Source organism: Azospirillum sp. CT11-132 (assembly GCF_047302835.1).
GTDB lineage: Bacteria > Pseudomonadota > Alphaproteobacteria > Azospirillales > Azospirillaceae > Azospirillum.
In genome coordinates this window covers 126,498-142,253 of the sequence record NZ_JBGLZA010000007.1, presented here as the reverse complement: position 1 = coordinate 142,253, position 15,756 = coordinate 126,498, and the positions used below count along the sequence as shown (strand labels likewise).

Genomic DNA, 15,756 nt, shown 5'->3' with positions numbered 1-15,756 from the left:
GACCAGTTGGTCTGCGGCTGGTATGCGATGTTCGCCATCGAAGCAATGTCGTTGGGCCGGCCGGTGGTTTGCAACATCCGGCCGGACTTGCATGCTTTGTATGTGGGGGCCGGGCTGCTGGAGCCAAGCGAACTGCCGATCATCGACGCCACCCCACGAAACATAAAGGATGTCTTGCGATCATTGGCCGGCATGGAGCGCCATGAGCTGGCTGAGCTGGGACGGCGCAGCCAGGAGTATGTTCGTCGGCATCATTCGCTGGAGACGATTGGCAAGGATTTTGCCCGTATCAATCGCCGGCTCGGAATTTCGCCATCTGGGGTCTGAAATTGACCCGGCTCGGGAGATTGTGCCCGGCGCCGTAGGGAGACTGTCTGTGCCGCTTGTCGCTTTTCCTGAACAGCTTCCCAGTGAGGGAGATATCTTGATTTTCGGAGCGGGGGAGGGTGGACGCATCGTCCATGCGGCGTTCCGCTCGGGGTCGAAGGCCCAGGTTCTCGGCTTCATCGACAATCATAAGACGGGTGTGGTCGACGGGTTGCCGGTGTGGAATCCGAATGCCGTTCTTCCGCCGGTACCCGGAGTGCGCGTTGTCGTGGCCAGCATGTATGCGGGAGAGATCGCTGGGCAACTGCGCCGTCTGGGCGTGTCGGAATGGTGGAACGCTGGACCATTGATCCGCAACCATCTGCATGAGCGGGATCTGCGTCGGCGGAATAGCTTCTCAAGCCTGCCGGCATATGCCGGCGAGATCCTGTTGGTGCTTACCGCCTTGGTGCTGGCACTGCTGGGGCGATGGAGCCGCAAGTCTGTGGATGTCGGCATTGGGCCGGATTGCCTCGTCAACAATCGCTATCATAAGCTGGCGCTTCTGGAGACGGGATACAGCGCAGAGACCTTCGTTCTGGGCCTGACCCATGTCACCCGTGATTTCGATCACATATTCATGTCCCGTCCAGACTTGGCGCTGGACTGGTTGGTCCGGCTGAAGGCCTTCCGGCTGATGGTTACCCGCTACCGAGCCGTGTTTATGTATTTCAATGGCGGACCACTCAGTTCGACCCGCTGGGCTTGGCGGATCGAGCCTTGGCTTCTGGAACTGGCAAGAGTTCGGACAGTGGTGATGCCCTATGGGGCGGACATACAGGACTATACTCTGACTCCAAACCTTCTGTTCAAGCACGCCCATTCCATGGATTACCCGTACGAGATCAGGGACCGGCGACGGATTGCCGACAGGATCGATCTCTGGACAGAGAGTGCGGACTTCGTCATCTCAGGCTGTGACTGGGTCGACTATACCCACCATTGGGATCTTCTGCTCACCGGCCATTTCACCATCGATATCGCTGAGGTGATGGCGAAGGTGGCTCATCTCCAGCCTGAAGAGAATGATGATCGTCCCCTGCGAATCGTCCATACTCCTAACCATCGGACGATCAAGGGAACTGCGCATTTGATCGCTGCGGTGGAGCAGCTTCGACAGGAAGGTGTCGCAATCGACTTGAAAATCGTCGAATTTGCTTCCAACCAAACTGTTCTGGAGGAAATGGCTTCGGCAGATCTGGTAGTCGATCAGTTGGTCATCGGCTGGTACGCCATGGTCGCCATCGAAGCGATGACGTTGGGCAAACCGGTTATCTGCTACCTGCGTCCTGACCTTGTGGATCTCTACGAGTTCAGCGGCTGCCTGCAACCGGGCGAGTTGCCCCTGATTCCGGCGGACATTTTCAATTTGACGAACGTCCTTCGAACATTAGCTGCTGACCGAGGACGGCTGCGGGAGTTGGGAAGATTGGGGCAGGCTTATGTGCAGAGCCATCATTCGCTGCAACGGATCGGCAAGGTTTTCAGTGAAATCCTGACAAAAATTGATGCAAGAACTTTTGCGAGATCCCCGCGGTTGCAGATAAAATAGGTGCTCAGGCGTGAATTCCCGTTGACCTATAGCTACGTGCGTTTAGCATGAGACGCACGTAGCTATAACCTTACGTTTGGCGACGGATTCATGCTTCAAATCGGGTCCGATTTCACGCGATCCAAAGGCGAATCTGAAAACCGTCAACTTCAAGCTATGCCTTAGAGATTTTATCTTATTTTCCCTTGAAAGTATAGTTATCCACCGTCTCGTTGTAGCTCCTGCTGTAGGAATCAGCCTCCTCATTTGAATAATGACTAGAAGACCATATGCGGCAGTCAGAGCAGATGTCGTACTTCTGGAAAATTCCTGAGAGTTGTTCTTCTCTAGCCTTCTGATATTCTCCGCTCTTCCAAATTTTCTCCAATTGATTGCCTTGAGCATTGCCAACCGACACGACTCCTCGCCACCCTACCTCCAGCAAGGTTTGACAGCAAAGTGACACTTCGCCTTCAGGAAAAATGACCATTTGGGTCCAGGGAGCGGCACATGCGTGTCTCGGGCCGGCCTGATAGATCGAAGCCCCTTCAATGACACGCCCCGTTGCCGGATCATGCCGAGACAGCGCGTAATAGGTGATGCTGTCGAACCCCAATTCCCGCCACTTCAGCAGGAAGTCATCACGCTCTGCATCCGCTTGCTCTTGCAAGATAAAGGATGCGGAAAGCTTGATCCCGGCACGCTTTGCTAAAGGAAGGAAATATCGAATGTTTTCTTCCACTTGCTCCAGATCGTGGCCACGGATTTTTTTATAGGTTTCTGGCTTGGCGGCATCCAAGCTGAACATTACCGAGTCGATGCCGGTCGCGGCAAGGAACTCTGCCTTATCGGCTGTCAACAAAGTTCCGTTCGTGGTCAGATGGACATGAGAAACCCCCATTTCCTTTGCTTTCCGGATCATGGCCAAGCTCTGCTTATGCATCAGAACTTCCTCGATCTGGCCGAACTGCAACGAAATCCCATTGGTGACGGCGTATTCAGCGATTCCTTCGAATACCTCCATGGACATGGCGCGATAGCTGTCAAAATAATTGCTCGTGTGTCCCTCCCGATAAGCAGGAGCGTGATATGGACACATCACACATTTAAGATTGCATTTGTTCAAAACCACCACATGAATACCGCGAGGAGCGGGATAGAAATGTTCGATGCGCTCCAGCAAGTCGCGGGACAGGATTGCCGTTCCGGGAGTCCAAACCTGCCAGGCAACTCCGGGCCAACCCTTCAGGACATCGGGCAGGGAACTTTCATTTAAAGACACCACAGCGGAGAGCATGTCCGCATCTGCTTTCATGGGCTGCCGCCGCAGAATGCGCCTTATCGACGTGGACCAGGGAGGGGAATGTTCCATCCATGAAGTCGGATGGAACATTCCAGCAAGGGCAGGTTCCGTGATCGGCAGGGTGTCGTGCGGGCGAGGGGCATAGTAGAGCCCCCCTTTCTGAGGCAGCGCCGCCAGGAAGTCGGCGACCGTATCGACATCGGCTGCTGTGTCTATGGGGTAATTGACGACCGCGGTCACTTGGTCACCGGCGGCAGCCCGGTTCCAGGCAATCCGCAAGGCTGGATCGGAGAAACCAGTGGCGAAGATAATCTGCCACCCTTGCCGTGCGGCGAGGGTCCGCAGTTCACCTCCCTGTCTGGCCTTGGGCAGCAGGATCAGAGTAACCGCCTTCTTGAATCGCCCCAACATCGATCCGCCTTCTGTCCACGTTCTCACTAGATTCACTATGCTCTTGTCTTGCCAGAAAGTCCTATTTCAGAGTCACTGGCAAGCTGCCGGAGCTTTCGATTTTGGGTATCCGGTTTTTGGCCATTGGATAAGCCGACAAGGAAACGGGCTGGGGGCGGTGAGTCTCTCCAGATCATTCACCGGAACGGCAGGCAGGGAAGCGGAAAGACTCTCCGTACATTCGATCCGGCTCTGCCGCCACAACACGGATTCCTGCCAACCGTCTTCCGCAAGCAGATCAATCCCCGACAAGACGAAGTCTCCCCGCAGAATCACGGACAGCCCGGCCAGTTCTTCTTCCCGAAGCACACCTGAAAATGGATAAATGCGCAGGCGTATTCCACCATGGGCAGAGGCAGCAATATCCAACCGCAAGCGTCTCAGGTCATCGTGGTCCGGGCGCGGACTCAAGAAGACATCGGCGCGATGTTCAGGAACCGGCAAAGCTGCAGGCGCCGCGGGCACTTTATGGAAAGTGGGCCAAGCCTCAGGTCCGCTCTCATGCAGCAGTCGTACGGCTTGCGCCAGATTGGCTTCCGCATACACACGCTGGAACCAGTCGGCCGAAGCTCGGCCGATTGGTTCCAGCCTTTTTGGGCAATCTGCACACTCTTGGAGTCGGTGCAGGATGTCGGCCCTCGTTCCGGCATTGAGGATCGGAGGCGGGCTGACATAGCCAGCCAGATTGAAGGGGGCTAGGTAGGTTAGGACAGGTCTGCCAAGACACAAGGCCTCAAAGCTGACGCTTCCCAGAGATCCGACGGCAAACTGATCTACAATGATGTCAGCGGCAGCAAACAAGTCGAACAGCCGCGGCTTGCCATAGCACTTGTCCAGCAGGATGACCTTGGATGCCAATAGGGGATCGCCGGACAAACGGTGTCGGAGGGCGTCGAAATCGGCTCCCCAGCCGGTGGTTACCAAGGTCGCTTTGCCGCCTTGTCTGATAAAATCTGAAAAGGCATCTATGAACAGGCTTGATTTCTTCCACTTCTCCTCAATGCGGGAGGCCATGAAAAAGACAAGCTCATCCGTCGGCCAGTCGAGGGAGCGTCGCAGTTCCACGGCATCACGTGGAGCAGCAAGCCGCTTTGTGTTGACATTGGGAAGGAAACCATAAGCCAGCTTGTGGAGCAGATGCTTCGCCGCCAGCACATCATGGATCTCCTTGTCACAGCCATAGCCCTCAATGACAAAGCGATCGGAGTTCAGGAGGAACGCCATCGCCTCTGCCGTATCGGGGGCCGTCCCCTGGGGATCCTGCAGTTGAACGCGGACGTCGCCTCCGTAGGTCACGTAAAGTGTCGTCTTGTCAGCGAAATAAGCTTTGACTGCCGCATGAAAACCGAAGGCGATCACCAGATCAAACTTCGACAGCCAAGCGATGCTGTCTCTGACGGATGCGCCATGCCGCAGCAGCAACCTTGCCGCGGCATGGCTCAGATGTCCCTGCCTGACGGCAGTCTTGATCCGAACTGCCGGCGAGGATCGGCGCAGTTGGTCGGTGCAGCGCCGCCAGAAGGAGCGCTTGGGAGAGGGGATGACGACGCCTCCTGCCGACCAGCCTTCTTGAGCCTCCAGTCTGCGCCATTCATCCGTATGCCATGAATGGAGCATGACATCCTCATAGGACAGGACGAGGGGCCGGTCCTCCCAGACCGGGCGGGAGAAGGGGAAAAGGTCGCTGCCGTCATCCTCCAATTGTGCGAACACGCCTTGTCGGCGGAGAATACAGGCCATGTTATAGGCGTTGTTCGCAATGTTGCCGCACAACGCGACCTTTGGGCCGCCCTCTGCCGGAATCGCGCCCGTCACGGCAATGCCACCACGTCATGGTGCCTGATGGCGATGAAGTCGGTCTGACGCCGGCTGTCGACCGCCAATCCCAGAACGCTTCCGTTCGTTTTTCCCATGGTCCGGCCTTCAACGACAGTAATGGATTGAAATATCCACAATGAAATTCCTTCTATCAATCATGGATATCGTAGAAATAAGCTGAGAATGTTGCTTTGGACATGGGATGGTAAAGCATGGTTTTGAGTCTTTTCCGTATTTCTGTATCCACTCCATCTTCCGGAAAATGGAAGCAACCATTGTCCCACAGCAATGGAACCCCTGCCATCCGCCTGTACCACTGCAGCAGGGCATCGGAAGAATAGGTCCGTTCCGTGATCCAGTTCCCGAAGTTGGAGCCTGAAACATGAAAGAATGGAGACGGCGGATATCCCGGTAACGGAACCACCACGGGAGAACCGCCGGAGCGGATCTCACGGATCCAGTCCAAAACCGAGCAATATCGTCCATCGACCGTGAGACAGCAGCGAAAGCTCGGATCGTAAAGGAACCAGCCAGTGTCCGGGTTAAACACCTCCACTAGGCTGTGGCCGTTATCATGGCTGTTCCAGGCCTCGGTTGTCGCCAGAGCGGCGGGTCTGGCTTGAAGCCCCATTTCTCGGAACAGGCGTACAGAGAGGAAGGCAAGACGCGAACAGCCCAGGATCCTGGGTCCAAACCGTAGACTGTCGTAGTCACGCTCCTCATTCTCTCCTTCATGGGCTGTGCCATATCCCCACAGCCAACCCGCATGTTGCAGCAATGCATCGGGAGTGCCCGGGCAGACAAGCCGTTGTGTGCTGAAGCCGCCTGGTTGGTAGAAGCAGTAGACTCCAACCCTATCCAGAAGAAAGCCCTGGTTGCCGACCTGATAGGAACCCGGTTCGATGATCAGCCCATCAGGCAGCGAGGAGAGCCTGCCGCCCACAGGCGTCACGGCTTGCGCCTTGGGTCCGCTCAACACATAGGCGCTGACGGGAACATCCTTCCGCGGCCTGTCCGACTTCCTTTCCGTCGGATCATGTCTGCCGGAGGCGAAGCGGGAGAAGAGATTTGAAATGGATGTCAACATGGGATGTTTCACATAAGGATGAAGTTCCCGGAACCTACTGCTTCGTCAATGCTCTGTCCGGTTTCAGGCCCTTCATGCCGGCTTGCGGAGGATGACTTCCAAGATGGCGGGCAAGCCATAGAAATTCCGAGGATAGGCGGCAGGTGGGCGTTTCTCTATCGCTGAAAGCGCGATCTCGCCTTCCCTGCCCCAAGCCTCCGCCTCGAAGCCCGCATCTCGAATCTGACGGCTCAGCCATCCCCGCCGTACAAGCATCTGGCTTGTGGCGCCGGAAAAGGCTCGCCGCGCCATATCCAACGCTGTGCGAGCCATTTTCCAGTCCCCTTGCCGCAGACCACGGTCCATGAGGAGATGGGCATACCAGCCCCAGCTATTGGCATTGATGTAAACGACACCGCCCGGTTTCAGAACCCTGTGCATTTCAGTCAAGCTGCGCGGCATGTCGGTGAACATGAAGACACCATAGCAGAATACGGCATCAATGGCCCCATCGGCGCAGGGCAACCGTTCAGCCGCCGCCCCTGCATAGGAGCAGTTGCCGATCCCAAGGGCGGCGGACAGGCGGGAGGCAGCAGACAAGCGATCCTTGTTCGGATCCAACGCCAGGACATGACCATTAGCACAGGCCAGGGCGCAGCTCCATTGCCCAATGCCGCACCCAAGATCGAGAACGGCATCCTTGCCGGTAAAGCCCAGTGCAGCGATTCGTTTCTTGTAATAGTCGAATGACCGCAAGCCCGTCAGTTCATGAACCGCGAAGCTCTTATCATACGCGCTCCATCCTAACCACATTTCTTGAGGCAGCGGCCAACCGGCGGCATGTATTCTGCCCAAATCCTCGGTTTCGACTAAGGTCATGACCAGATGTCCGGCAGAGATGTGGATGCCATTGTTATGGAATAACGTCCTGTCTCATCAGGTCCATTGTGCCAGAACTCCAGAGGCTTTCCGCGGTGGATCACGCGAATCGGCAGTGCCGGATCGATGTACAGGGTGAGCCCCTCAGGAGACAAGGCATTGCCAGGGGGATCATGCAGTTCAATCACGCCCACTCCCTGCCCGCCGCTCAAGCGGACGGACGATAGGGCGCATGCATAACGCAGCAGCCTTGCAAGCCCCACCACCCACAAGCGCCCCTCATCGCGTTCACGAGCCAGAAACCGAAACGGAGCCAAAAGCAGATCGGGGCGAGCAAGAGCCGCCTCAATGCTGGCGGGAGTAAGAATTCCCTGCGCTTTGTGAAGCACACCCAGATGCTGGTAGAGGATTGCGGTTCCCTGTTCCTTGTACAGCCTATTCCAAGGGAGAAGCCTGAGCTGAGCCAGAAGAGAACTCAGGTTGGGCGCATTCCGTCCGGTTCCCCGCAGGCGACGGAACCCCAGGATACTTGCTTCGTTCCCTAATGTATCTTGCAAGGGGGATGGAACGAACAGCGGCAGGGGGACAGGGGACGCGGATTCGAGATAGAGGCTGTCAGTCCAGACGAAGCGGGTCCCGGCGGACGGAAATAAATCGCTGTGGTAGGCAGGATGTCCTGCCCGGTCGCCGGCATGATAATCGGCATCAATGCCGACATTCTGCCAGTTGTCGGCATTGCCGTGGTTGGTGAAGACGGGCAGGGACACCCCCATACGCGCTAATGCCCCATAAGCCTCCAAGGCATGGGCGCGACCGAACCCGCCCCCTTGGAAATCACCAAAAGCATGGTTCGTGTCAATCCAGCCTGTACGCAGATAATCTTCCAGCAGAGCAGCCTGCGGCCCGGGCCGCCCCCCTGGCGTTGCAGAATCGAAATAGGCCATGCTGGCCCCGGTCCTGTCGTAAAAGAACAGGCTTCCTGTGATCTCAAGCCCCAGCCCTGTCCCGAAAGGGGTTCGGCTCCGCCCGTTGAGCCAAGCCATCAAGGCGTGGAAGAATGAAGGAGAAAATCCTTCAGCATCCGTCGCGACCGAAAGCGCCCCCTGGTAAGGGTAGGGAAGGCGGCGCAGCCTGGCGTTGGCCGGCTCGACGCTGAAATGGAAGGCGCTCGCTTCGCGTGTCACGAGGCACGTCCGATGCCGGACTGGCCGAATCCGCCCTTCAACCTGGAAAAGAGCCTGCTCAAGCCAGCCCGCTCCGCCAAGTGGCCCCATCGCCAACCTGATGCAAAGTCTGTCGAGAGGCTGAGGACATGGTCGGCATGCCTGCGCTCCACCTCCCGCACCATCCCGATGAGTTCATGATCCGAGAATTTCGACAGGTTCATGAACAGCTTCTGAGTCATGTGATCGCCCAGACTGTCCATGAAGACATCCATGTCCCCGATTTTTCCTTCGCGGACGAGTTGGTCGAACAGGCCGGTTCCGGGGAAAGGAAGAGGAAATTGAAAGTAGGCGGGAATACCAAGTCTCCGCAAGCCGGCTTCCGTGACAGCGAGGGACTCCTCGTCGTCTCCGGGGAACCCGTACAGCATCGCCAGGACAGAAGGGGCCATGTCGTAACGCTTTAAAAGCTCAATGGCGTCGACAAGCGTCTGCACATCGAAGCCCTTTTGCATTTCCTTGAGAACACGATCGTCAAAGGACTCGACGCCGATCGAGATCTCGTAAAACTGTGCTGCCTGGAACGCTTGAGCCGTCGTTTCGTCAAGTCGGTCTGCACGTGCGCCACCAACCCAGAAGAAGCAGTCTGGCAGATCTTCCTGTGCCTTTTCGCAGAACTCCAGAACCCACTTTTTGTTCGTGTTGAAGGTTTCGTCGTAGAATGCAATATTGTTGACGCCGAATTTATTCTTAACAAATTTTATGTGTTCCATTACGTAGTCTACACTATGACGGCTCGTCTGCCTTCCATAGTTCCGATAGCAAAACGTACAGGTGAATGGGCAACCCCGCTCGGTAAACATAATGAAATAGTTACTAATCGTCTCAATAGGGATGCCCATCTTCTTGGCAAGACGAACAAGAGCTGGCCGTTTCCCTGTGTTTTTAGTGTACAAATCCATATCGACAAGGTCATAGGCAGGAAAGGGCAAGCTGTCGAGTTCCGTGATACGGTGACGCGTGCCTGTGCGCTTGGCGGTGCCGTCCTCGGTGCGATAAGCGATGCCGGCCACGTTGGACAGGGGGGTTCCCGTCAGCAGCGCCCGCACCAGAGGAACAATGGTGTCCTCACCTTCGCCAATGCCGACCACATCCAGAACCGTATACTTTAGGACTTCCTCAGGGCATGGCGTCGCGAAACTACCGCCGCCGATGAGCTTGACCTCAGGTGCTTGGTCACGGATGAACTTCGCCAGTCTCTTAATGTAATAGTAGACCGTGGTCATGCCAGAAAAAGCAACGATTGGCGGCTTGTGCATGCGGAAAAACGCGTGAACGCTTGCTTCATCCCAACGCAGCGCGTTCAAGTCCAGGATTTCGACACTGATCCCAGCAGAACGCAAAACAGCAGCCAGATACATGCACCCGAAGGGCGGATCGGTCGGTTGAAATTCCAGCATGACTGGCGGGTACACCAACAAGACGTCAGGATTTTTCGCCATGTCCGGTACGCGCATCCAAAACCTCCCAGGTTTAGAGGCGTGCACAGGCATGCCCCAGTTAATTCTATTACCCGATCCAGCCTGAAAAAGTCTTTCCTAATCGTTCAAGATGTCCAGTCTGTCCGCTTCTCAAATGAATATTGCCTCCGTAAAATACTTTCCATTTACCATGCTTCTTCTATGACGATCGGGCAGAAGGCTGTATCCGTCGAGACATCGCGGGATGTCCCGTGTGGCATCCTGACCCGAGTCATGGAAGCAGCAACGGAACCGTTTTACATCCAATCAGGATTTGAATACCCCTCTTGAACAAAATCTTGCGGCTCATCGTCGTTTTCAGCACTATGGGAACAGCATAAGAATTCTTCACGCGATCAGAAAACGTAAAGAGTTAGCGCGGAAAGGAGAAGAATGGATAGAAAAATCCCAAAAACCATGAATGCTGTCCTCTTCATTTTTTCTTTTTCTTTAATTTTTTCGACAACCAATGGGTGGGCATTATAGAATTTCTTTATGCCGGAACGGCGCAATTGGGCTGCGATTTCGTAAACATACATACTCGCAATCACGATCTCGACGTTTTCCTTTCTAGTGGAAATAAAAGTATCGAAATCAATCACGGGAAATCCCAGTACTGTCCCAGTCTTTTGGTTGTCGATAAAACCAATAACTTTTATCCTCGGTAGCTTCCGCAACAACTCAAGCAACATCTGTCCACCACGGCTTGCCCCAAAAATATAAATCTCTCCGCTTTCCGGAAGGTCGCTCAGAGTCTTAGCGGCAATCATCAGAGGCTCCAGTCCGTCTTATCGGCATGTGGCTGTGACATAGAAGGCATTAAAAAGTACAACTTAATTAATAAACTGTAAAAACTCCTATCAGGCTATGGCTTTTGCTGTTTTCCAGAATGAAGTCGACGGGTATGGCGTTTTGAAAGCCGATTCCCCGGCAGAAAGATACAAGGCATCTGCCGGGGGTCAGGAAAAATCCAGATGATCAACAGGCGTGGAACGGGCAATGCTCAGACGTCTGGCATGTCACCGAGATCAACGGCGATCAGACGGCGTGCCTCTTCAGCCCAACGCCTTCCACCGAGATAGAAGTCAGCCCATCCAATCCCCGGTTCGCGAGCAAAGCCGGCCCGGAACGCCTCCTCGGCAGATGCTGTCTCTCCGGATGCGGCAAGGGCGCGTCCATGAACCAACCAAGCCCACCCCAGATCGCGGGAACCCAATACAAGGCGCGAGCTGCAGTCGAGCGCACCCTCCGTATCCCCCTCATCGAGTAGGGTGACTACACGATTTACCATCGGCCAGGGATTGCCCGGCAACGCGGCCTCTGCCTTGTCAAAGGCGTCCAGTGCCTGCCTCCTATGCCCGGCATTCCGCAGGATGCCGCCCAGTAGAAGCTGGAACAGTCCGGCTTCCACGCCCCCCAAGGTCGCAGTCATGCTTTTCGCTGCCTGCAGGACAGTGACAGCATCGTCCAAACGTCCCTCATGCAGGAGAGCTGCAGCACGATAATAAGCGACCCACGGGCTGCCCGGCATCCGTGTTTCGGCATGCCGGCGGCACGCAGAGGCCTCCTCGCCCCGCTTCAAAGCATTGAGAGCTGTTGCTTTGTATTGCAATCCCCAGAAATCATCCCTGGAAATCTCGAGTCCTTGGTCATAGGCAGCGATCGCCTCGCTCAACCGATCCCTATGCTGAAGCAGTATACCCTGGTGAAAATGCACCCACGCATTTTTCGGTTCGACCTGAGCAGCGAAATTAAAGGCTTGAGATGCCTCGCTCCAACGCCCGACTGCTTGGTAGGCGGCGCCGAGATAAAGATAAACCTGGTTATAGTTGCGCTCAGGCGCAAGGTCCGCGGCCCGCTGATAGAACGCGATCGCATCTTCCATCCGGCCCTGCAATTCGCAGATCCGACCGAGAGTCCAGAAATCGCGCTCTGTTCCGAAATTCGGAGAAAGGGAAAGCGCCTGTTCAAACGCCAAGGCGGCAGTGTCATGGTTCGAACGCAAAAACGCTGCGTGTCCAGCCATACCGAACGCTTCCGACAGTGGCGTGGCCCATTGTGGAGGTGGCGGGGCACTTTTCTCCAAACATGCCCGTGCTTGCTCCATCTCGGCGCGGCCAAGATGAATGAGTGCGCGGATGGTCAGAACGAGTGAAACATCTACGTTGGCATCTTTCGTCAAGGACAGTGTACCGAGCGCCTCGTCGTGTCTATCTTGCCGGTACTGATGAAGTGCGATCTCGACAAGGCCGTTGCAACGGTAATCGGGGTCGACTTGCAGAGCCGAGCGATGCGCCGCCTCAGCTTCAGCGCCATTGCCCATCCGCTGCAGCAGATCGACAATCAAGCACCAAACACCAGCAGAAGCAGGGGTCAGAGCAACCGACTCACGGAAATGCTGCAGGGCCGCCTCATGGGAACCCTCCCTCAGGGTCGCGTACCCCATCTCCAGATGGTAGTTGGAGAGCACGTCAACCCTTATTGCCCGCCTCCATCCTTCAATATCGATTGCGGGTGATGCGTGCCAGCCCGTGTGCCTATTTATCGATGTCACCGGTGTCCTCCAACGTCTACTCGATGGTACTGCTTGCAGGACGGGCGCCCCCCCTCCTATTGAATCTTCCTCTTGATGGCATTCGCTTCGCGTGCTCGAATTCAGCTTGTTGGAAACCATCATACTGTAGAGAAACGACCCTGCGATAGAGGAGCGGGCTTTTTATCCTACCGCCAGCACCGGATAGCCGTCGGGCAAATCCACCGCTTGCGGCTCCGGCATCGGCCCCAACTCCGCCACCATCGCCCCCCAGGACCAGCCGACGCCAAAACCGGCCATCAGCGTCTTGACCGGCCCAGCCGCCAGCAGCCCCCCCATGCTGTGGCAGATCGCCAGCGGGATGGAGGCGGAACTGGTGTTGCCGAAGCCCTGCATGTCGATGACGAAACGGTCGGCCGGCGCCTTGATGCGCTTGCGCAGATGCTCCAGCATGAAGGCGTTGGCCTGGTGCAGGACGAAGCGGTCGATGCCGTCGACATCGGTGCCGGCATGCTCCATCGCCTCGCGCAGCAGCGGCGGCACGGCGCGGAGCGTGAAGGAGAACACCTCTGCCCCGTTCAAGGTCAGGCGGGAGTCGCGCTCCAACTGCGCCGCCTCTTCCTCGTCGGCAATCCGGCCGGCGGTGCCGACCGGCGGGATCAGGCAATGGCGCTTGCCGCCGGCCTTGACGAAGATGTGCGGCGCGCCGGCGCCGTCGGTGCCGATCACCACCGGAATCGGCGGAGCCGCCGCGTCGACCTCCAGCGCGGTGGCCGATCCGGCATCGCCGAACAGCGGCAGGGTGGCGCGATCTTCGGGGTGCAGGTGGCGGGTCGGGTTATCGCCGCACAGCACCAGCGCCCGTTTGGCCGTCGACCCGCCCAGCAGCTTCGCCGCGATCCACAGACCGTAGACATAGCCCGAACAGCCCAGCGGCACGTCGAAGGCTGCCGCACTGGTCGGCAGCCCCAGCCGGTGCTGCATGATGCAGGCGGTCGCCGGCAGCACGTAATCGGCGTCCTGTGAGACGAAGACCAGCACCTCCACCGTCGCCGGGTCCCAGCCCAGCTGCCGCATCAGCCCTTCCGCCGCGGCGACGCAGAGGTCCGATGCGCAATAGGGCGGCGGCAGCACGCGGCGTTCCTGGACGCCGATGGTGGCGGCCAGCTTCTTCGCCTCCTCCACCGTGAACATGCCCGGATCCGCGACGAAGGAATGGCGCTGGGGCGGCACCACCGCGCGCAGGCCGGCGATCCGGATGCCGTCGATGATGGCTTTCATTCTGTCCTGTCCTTCGCGTGTTCAAGGGCCCGGCGGGGGCGCTTGTCTGGGTTGGTGTCCGGCACCATGGCCCGCACCATAGCGCACAGTGACGCCGGATTGGTTTCCGGAAGATTGATTGCGGCACATGGCCCCGCCGTCATTGCTCCGGATCCTTCGCGGGAGGCTCCGGGATCAGGCCGACGGTCAGCCCGAAGGGCCGGGACAGCCGTTCCAGCGTCGCCACCGTGGGGTTGGCGGCTCCGGTCTCCAGTTGCGAGACCTGCCGGGTGGTGAGGCCGAAGGTCCGGCCGAACTCCGCCTGGGTCATGCCGAAGCAGCGACGCATGGCCCGCACCCCCTCGGCCCAGGCCAGTTCGCCCCCCTCCGCCGCCCGCAGCAGAACATGGCGTGTCTCCAGCAGCGCCTCACGGCTGGGCGGCTTACGGCGCGGCATCGGCCCGTCCCTTCCCAAAATCTCCTGCCGGTAGCGCCGCGAGTGCGGCGGCAAGCTCGCCGCAGGCGGTGAAGGCGCGGGCGACCACCGGCTCCGGTACCCCATGGGCACGTGCCGTCTCCGGCAGGGCGGCAACCGCATCGGCCTTCGCCGACAGCGCCCCGGCCAACCGCCGGCCCAACCCTTCGTCCCCAGTGACGGCGGCGACGGCCTCGCAAATCCGCTCGAACCGGATGGGGAAGCCGCCGCGGCGCAGGCACTCCCAGCGGGTCGATGGCGCAATCACCCCGGGATCCAGCACCATCGGCGCGAAGTCGAAGCGCGGGGCCAGGCCGACCCAGCCGTCCGGGCGCTTCTGCAAGGCGGTGTTGCGGCCATGGTTGTCGGTGTCGCCCATCGCCCGGTTCAGCAGGTCGCGCAGCACATACTCGACGATCTCCCCGGCCGGCTCGGTGCAGACGGCATGGAGGACGGCGATGTAGGCCTCATGCGTCGTCTGATGGCCGAAGGCGGCGACGCCGGCGGCCGACACCAGGCTTTCCTGGCCCAGCCGCGTCACGCCGCCCCCCGACGCACCGTTTGCCGACACGGCGCGGTCGAAGCGGGGGATCACCAGCGTGTCGCCGCGGTGGCTCAGCGGCCGGCCGATCCGCAGGCCGAAGCCGCGGGCGATCTCCAGATAGGGCGCCTCGCAGGCCAGGATCAGGCGATCCTCCGGCCCCTTCGCCCGCGACATCTTGACGATGATGTGGTCGCGGGCCTCGTCATCCCCGACCAGGGAGTCGGGATACCACAGCCCGTCGTCCTTGCGCGCCAGCAGCAGCTTCGGCCATTCGCCCTGGACGCCGCTCGACCCCGAAGCGATCAGGGCGAAGCGGCCGGCCATGTCCTGGAAAGAGGGGGAACGGTCGAAGACCTCGTCCAGCGTCACCCCGGCCACCGTTTCACCGCCCAGGCGCTCCCGCTCGGCCTCGTACGCCTGCTTGACGCGAACATTGCCGATGGGACTCCCCGCCCCGCGCAGCAGAAGCGGGAAGGCGAAGCCCTCGTCATCGGGATCGAAGCCCATCTCGTCCGCCAGACGGCGGCGGGCATGGCCCTGGGGCAGCAGGTCGAGCAGGAAGGGCGGCCAATGGTTCCGGCGATGCGCCGCCATATCGACCCGGTCGCGCACCGACACCGCCCGCCAGTCGGTCACCAGCCGGCCAGCGGCAAGCTCCGCATTGCCGAAGGCAATGAAATAGAAAGGGTCGTACTCAAGCCGGGTGGGCGAGCGGATGCCAGCCTGGACATCATTGACCGTCAGGTCGGCGGCATCGTGCCAGACACCGTGATGATGGATCTGAACGATCAGGCTTGCACTGTCGCCCATGGCCGTTCGTCCCACAATACATTCCACTTTAGTGGATC

Annotated in this window: 12 protein-coding genes; 1 reads left to right on the top strand and 11 read right to left on the bottom strand. The window is 58.4% G+C overall.

The features are described from left to right. The first annotated feature begins 202 nt into the window (after nt 1-202). Entirely contained in the window at nt 203-1,918 is a 1,716-nt protein-coding gene (locus tag ACCD06_RS27915) for a glycosyltransferase (protein ID WP_413345052.1), read from the top strand. 175 nt (nt 1,919-2,093) lie between these two features. Here ACCD06_RS27915 and ACCD06_RS27910 read toward each other — a convergent pair whose 3' ends face one another. The 11 genes from ACCD06_RS27910 to ACCD06_RS27860 all read right to left on the bottom strand — a co-directional run bounded on the left by ACCD06_RS27910 (nt 2,094) and on the right by ACCD06_RS27860 (nt 15,718). Then, complete coding sequence (locus ACCD06_RS27910) at nt 2,094-3,611, bottom strand: radical SAM/SPASM domain-containing protein (RefSeq protein ID WP_413345050.1); 1,518 nt, start codon at nt 3,609-3,611, stop codon at nt 2,094-2,096. A 72-nt stretch (nt 3,612-3,683) separates the two neighbouring features. Continuing rightward, on the bottom strand, nt 3,684-5,465 hold the full coding sequence (locus tag ACCD06_RS27905; protein WP_413345048.1) for a hypothetical protein: 1,782 nt from the start codon (nt 5,463-5,465) through the stop codon (nt 3,684-3,686). Between the two features lie 154 nt (nt 5,466-5,619). Next, on the bottom strand, nt 5,620-6,555 hold the full coding sequence (locus ACCD06_RS27900) for a hypothetical protein (RefSeq protein WP_413345046.1): 936 nt from the start codon (nt 6,553-6,555) through the stop codon (nt 5,620-5,622). A 72-nt stretch (nt 6,556-6,627) separates the two neighbouring features. After that, a complete protein-coding gene (locus ACCD06_RS27895) occupies nt 6,628-7,413 on the bottom strand; it encodes a class I SAM-dependent methyltransferase (protein ID WP_413345044.1) in 786 nt (261 codons plus the stop codon). Then, nucleotides 7,410-8,597 (bottom strand): hypothetical protein, encoded by a 1,188-nt coding sequence (locus tag ACCD06_RS27890; RefSeq protein ID WP_413345042.1) that lies wholly within the window; start codon nt 8,595-8,597, stop codon nt 7,410-7,412. Before ACCD06_RS27890 ends, ACCD06_RS27895 begins: the two co-directional genes overlap by 4 nt. Next, nucleotides 8,594-10,093, bottom strand: a complete 1,500-nt coding sequence (locus tag ACCD06_RS27885) for a B12-binding domain-containing radical SAM protein (RefSeq protein ID WP_413345041.1) — start codon at nt 10,091-10,093, stop codon at nt 8,594-8,596. The genes ACCD06_RS27890 and ACCD06_RS27885 overlap by 4 nt, the downstream gene beginning before the upstream one ends. 359 nt (nt 10,094-10,452) lie before the next feature. After that, complete coding sequence (locus ACCD06_RS27880) at nt 10,453-10,866, bottom strand: hypothetical protein (protein ID WP_413345039.1); 414 nt, start codon at nt 10,864-10,866, stop codon at nt 10,453-10,455. Nucleotides 10,867-11,099: 233 nt separating this feature from the next. After that, the gene (locus ACCD06_RS27875; protein ID WP_413345037.1) at nt 11,100-12,566 is read right to left on the bottom strand and encodes a tetratricopeptide repeat protein; all 1,467 of its coding nucleotides are present in this window, start codon (nt 12,564-12,566) and stop codon (nt 11,100-11,102) included. Nucleotides 12,567-12,812: 246 nt separating this feature from the next. Further along, nucleotides 12,813-13,910 (bottom strand): 3-oxoacyl-ACP synthase III family protein, encoded by a 1,098-nt coding sequence (locus ACCD06_RS27870; protein ID WP_413345035.1) that lies wholly within the window; start codon nt 13,908-13,910, stop codon nt 12,813-12,815. 139 nt (nt 13,911-14,049) lie between these two features. Continuing rightward, nucleotides 14,050-14,346: a helix-turn-helix transcriptional regulator gene (locus ACCD06_RS27865; protein WP_413345033.1), complete on the bottom strand. Its 297-nt coding sequence runs from the start codon at nt 14,344-14,346 to the stop codon at nt 14,050-14,052. Further along, nucleotides 14,333-15,718 (bottom strand): type II toxin-antitoxin system HipA family toxin, encoded by a 1,386-nt coding sequence (locus ACCD06_RS27860; RefSeq protein ID WP_413345031.1) that lies wholly within the window; start codon nt 15,716-15,718, stop codon nt 14,333-14,335. Before ACCD06_RS27860 ends, ACCD06_RS27865 begins: the two co-directional genes overlap by 14 nt. Nucleotides 15,719-15,756 lie beyond the last annotated feature (38 nt).